General features: G+C 58.7%; 1 protein-coding gene. It reads right to left on the reverse strand.

The window, feature by feature from the left end; genetic code table 11:
• Positions 1-1,178 (reverse strand): IS4 family transposase (locus AC1D1Y_RS25950; protein WP_477684888.1); only part of this gene is annotated, 1,178 nt, incomplete at its 3' end.
• Between the last annotated feature and the right edge of the window lie 162 nt (positions 1,179-1,340).

Consider the following 1,340-nt stretch of genomic DNA (forward strand, 5'->3'; position numbering starts at 1 on the left):
GGTCTAGAAGACGCTGCAAGTGCTGGGGCAGTGTGCCCGCACGTGCTAAATGCACGGTACGCAGCGCCCCGACGATGGCGTGCTGCGCGGTATGGAAGCTGATGCGGGTAGGTTGCACTCCCACATGCCTGGCCATCAGACACATCCAGCGTCGCAGCAATGTATGGGCGATCAACACGCCCCAGACTTCTTGCATTACCAACTGAGGCTGCTTGCTGCAAAGATTGTTTGATCTCACGAAACCCCAGTTCGATCTCCCAGCGCTGGCGGTACAGTTGCGCCAACTCTTGTGTRGCAAAGCGCTTGGGATCAAGCATGGAAGTGATAAAGCGCCTGACACGTCCACCCGCATGCGTTTCGACCAAGCGCGCCTCCCAATGGCTTGGCAACTCGGGGCGCAATTGCCTGGCGCGTTGCGACACCGGCATGCGGATTAACCAGTCGCCTTCGCCCAGTGTTTGCACAATCTCATGGCGCAAATTGTCTTTGGCGCGCATGAGCCAATGGCGTTGTGTTCCGGTGTTGTGCCAATCCATCAAGAACGCGGCTGAGAAGTAGGCGCGGTCAAACAGCGTGATCGAGTGATCCAGTCCCCGCAGATCAGCGGCCAGTGTCAGCTCACCGCAGTGGTAGTCCCCCAGCTTGGCATCAAGCAGCTCGTGACTGTCGGTATCGATCAGACACACGCCGCGCACCATCGGCCAAGGCTGAGGGCCGTATTGCGTCAGTCCACTGCCCAGCGTCTCGCGGTTATCCACGCTATCGGGGGCAGACCAGACCACACCGTCCACCGCTAATACGCGCAAAGTCTGCTCATGCACCGGATGGGCACGGCCCCAAGCATTGGTGAGCAAGTCAAACAAGTGGGCCAAAGGTTCAGCACCCAGTCGCTGGCGCGCTTGAACGCTGCTGCTGGGAACGGGCAAGTCTTGTCCATCCAGCGTGAGTGCCATCTCCTGTACAACCTGCCACAGGGGCATGTGGCGAAACAAGGCCAGACCGATCACCAACCAGACGGCATGGTCGGCAGGCAGCTTGCGCCGACGGATKGAGGCCTTGCCTGTTGCGCTCAGCGCTTGTTCGATCCAGGCCGGATCGATCAACGATCCCAGCTCCCTCATCCCGCTGACGGGCAAAGCCGCCAGAGTTTCGTCCAATGTGTTTTGCAGCAGGCTCATCAAAGAAAAAGGGAACGTGAAACACGCTCCCTTTTTACAGCCCTTCAGATCACGTACGGCTTAACTGACTGGCATTGCTCACAAGAGGCCTTTTTTCTGGGCGGGGTCTCGAAGTACTTCAGGCCAGCTTGCTGCGCAACAGGTCGTTGACCTGCTGTGGGT

The sequence above is a fragment of the Polaromonas sp. P1_G1 genome (genome assembly GCF_056405595.1).